The sequence below is a fragment of the bacterium genome (assembly GCA_024228115.1).
Lineage (GTDB): Bacteria > Myxococcota_A > UBA9160 > UBA9160 > UBA6930.
Genome location: JAAETT010000480.1, coordinates 1 through 2790, shown reverse-complemented (window position 1 = coordinate 2790; position 2790 = coordinate 1). Strand labels below are relative to the sequence as shown.

Genomic DNA, 2790 nt, shown 5'->3' with positions numbered 1-2790 from the left:
GACACTACCTCGCGGCTCTCGATCGCGAACTCGACACCGATCCGACCGACACCGATTCGCCGTTCTGACGAGAAACCAGCACTCGCGCGCGACCACGGCTAGATGATCAGATTTCTACGGTTTCTCGTGATCGCCAACAACAGGTTCCCACCCATCGCTCGGCGAACGGGTTCTGCCAGGGACTGCGGTACGCCGTGCGTATGGGATCGATCCCCAGGTTCCGGATCGTGGCGGTGACCTCCGCAGAGAAGATCGAGTCGCGGTCGTAGAGCAGAAAGGGAAGGGCGGCGTCCGATGGGAAGGCCTCCCGGAGCTGCTGGACCACCCAAGATGCGGTGGGATTCGTCGTGACGTTGAAGTGAAGGACTCGTCTCCGGTCGTGGTCGAGGACGAACCAGACGTACAAGAGCTGGAAGCGTACGGTCGGGACGACCAAGAAGTCCATCGCCGCGATGGCATCCTTGTGATTCCGCAGGAACGTCAGCCAGTTCTGTGTCCGTACGGGATCCGGCGGCCGCTTCGGGAGGTTGCGCGAGACGGTCGCAAGGCTGACTTCGATGCCGAGCTTCGCGAGTTCGGCGTGGATCTTTCGGGCACCCCACGGGTTCTCAAGCGCCACGCGCCGGATGAGTTCTCGCACTTCCTTCGGAATGCGCGGCCGGCCGGGTCGTCGCCTGGAGCGGAACCGCCAGTAGAGGCGGAATCCCTTCCGGTGCCAGCGCGTGACCGTCCCAGGCTGGACGATGACCAATTCCTCCCTCCAGCGAGGCCAGAGCTGGCGCAGCAGGACCCAGAAAGCACGATCCAGGGACGTGAGCCTGGGTCGTCGCCCGGGCTGGGCCAGGACGGCGAGCTGTTGGCGGAGGGCAAGCTCGACGAGGGCCTGCTCACGCTGGCTACGGAAGCAGGCCCGAAGCGAGTGGAGCAGGGAGATCGAGAAAGAGAGCAGAATCATCACGACGGCGGCGAGCCTGCGTGATCCCGCGGTCAGACACAATGCTGTCGAGGCTCGCGGGCACTACGGTACGCTGGCGGGTCCGAGTCCCGGAAGATGGGGCACGGATCAGGTTGTGAGAACACACAGCCCTGCTAGAGCTGCACCACTAGGGGTTTGGCTACGTCGCCTTCTTTGATACGGGGATTCGCAATCGGCGTCACTTGACTTCGGGACCAGATGGTCTTCGCCAGATTGCCGATACCAACCACTAGCGCCATCACCAGACCGACTTGCTCGGCGGACAACTCCAGACCGAATCCTACAGCTAGCGCTACAGCCGCCTCTATGACCCCAATGCCGCTGTTGATCAGCGCGACGGGTTCGAGATTATCCATGGCGTACCTCCAATGTTGACATCAACGGGTGCGGTGCCACCTGAGCGCGCGCACCTAGGGCCGTCAGGCCGTGCGACACCTCAGCTCAACAGTCGGTGCCAGCCGGGGCCGGACCGAAGGAAGAGCGGCGAGATCTGTCCTGCTATCGGCTCCTAGCCGTCCTCCCTCTGTGGACTGGCACCTTGGACACTCGGGAGCGCGGCTGGCATTGCCCAGCGAAATGATCGGACCGGAGGCGGATTCCCTACGAAGCTGAACCGCTCCCGCCGGCCAAACCAGCGAACCTCAGTAGTCGTTCGGAAGCTCCAGCCCGTACGCTCGGCAGCGTCCGTGGAAGATGCGTTTGTACCAGCCAACGGCTTCGTAGAATCTATACCAGTTCGACTTCTCGAACTCCCCGACTCGCACGACCGCCCCATCAACAGTTCGGTGGTCAAATCGCTTCTTGTCATAGTTTGCGAACGCTTCGCTCAACCACAGATCGCTACTGTACTCCAAGCTCGCGGCGTCCTCCTCGTCAAAGAGGCCAAGCGTCTCGTCTTTGAGTACCCGGATCCAGTTCTTTTCTTTGCCTTTCTCGCTGAAACTCAAGGACAGAAGCGTTTCGAACAACGTCCGCCTGATGCCGTCGAACCTCGGCGCACCGTTTCCATCGAACATGAGTGCGTCCCGATGCGTTGGGTGCTTCTGCAAGAAGTCCTTGAGATGCACCGAGATCCGTTCAAATGCGTCTTTGAATCGCTGTCGATTGTCTATGCGGTCGGTGTGTGTATCTGAATGGTCCGCGAAGTCGTCGCGGTCCAACGCCGTGAACTTCTCAGTCGCGTCGTACTTGTAGGACCACGCCAGGTGACTCATGTCCGGATAGGCAAGCGCCTGAGCGTGACCGTAGGGAGGAATGGCCTGATCGACCTTCGCCAGTGCGCGGCGCCCAAGCAATCTAATGCCGTCCACGATACGTCTCGGGTGGAATCGTGGCTCGATCATCCTGGGTTGCACAATATCGTTGACTCGGCACACGATGCCCGCAAATCCCTGATGAGAGAACGAATCCGCGTAGGCGTGCAGCACGACCCCGAACCTCACGAGGTCATCATGGTTCAGCGCTTCACTCACGAGATCGCTGACGACCCGCCCTCCGGCCTGGCATCGGAACTTCCTCACAACGTTGTTCCCCTCGCAACCGGGCACGAAGTGGAACGCGCAGGTATTGTTAACCATCGCGCTGTAGTTCATTGTCTTGAACTTGAAGTACTGATGACACGTAGCCATGTTCAGGAGGTGTGTGTTCTGGGGATCCTCCCGAACTTGGTCACTCTTAACGCGAATAATTCATGAAGAAGTCGTGGTCTTGAATTGAAGAAGGCCCCAGTTGCGGTAGAAACGAGTTGCAACACGCGTTTCCCCTCAACAAGGGCCCCTTCATGAAGCCGGATTCTACCGCACAGGCTGTCATCT

At 60.0% G+C, this 2790-nt stretch carries 3 protein-coding genes; all 3 read right to left on the bottom strand.

Going from position 1 to position 2790, the window contains the following annotated elements; all coding sequences use genetic code 11:
• Positions 1-106: 106 nt before the first annotated feature.
• Complete coding sequence (locus GY937_20585; protein ID MCP5059109.1) at positions 107-997, bottom strand: transposase; 891 nt, start codon at positions 995-997, stop codon at positions 107-109.
• Positions 998-1089: 92 nt separating this feature from the next.
• Complete coding sequence (locus GY937_20580) at positions 1090-1332, bottom strand: hypothetical protein (protein ID MCP5059108.1); 243 nt, start codon at positions 1330-1332, stop codon at positions 1090-1092.
• A gap of 285 nt (positions 1333-1617) precedes the next feature.
• Positions 1618-2568: a hypothetical protein gene (locus GY937_20575; GenBank protein ID MCP5059107.1), complete on the bottom strand. Its 951-nt coding sequence runs from the start codon at positions 2566-2568 to the stop codon at positions 1618-1620.
• Between the last annotated feature and the right edge of the window lie 222 nt (positions 2569-2790).

Coding starts and splice junctions, on each gene's coding strand:
- GY937_20580 (MCP5059108.1), bottom strand. CDS start 1,332: ATGGATAATCTCGAACCCGTCGCGCTGATCAACAGCGGCATTGGGGTC.
- GY937_20575 (MCP5059107.1), bottom strand. CDS start 2,568: ATGAACTACAGCGCGATGGTTAACAATACCTGCGCGTTCCACTTCGTG.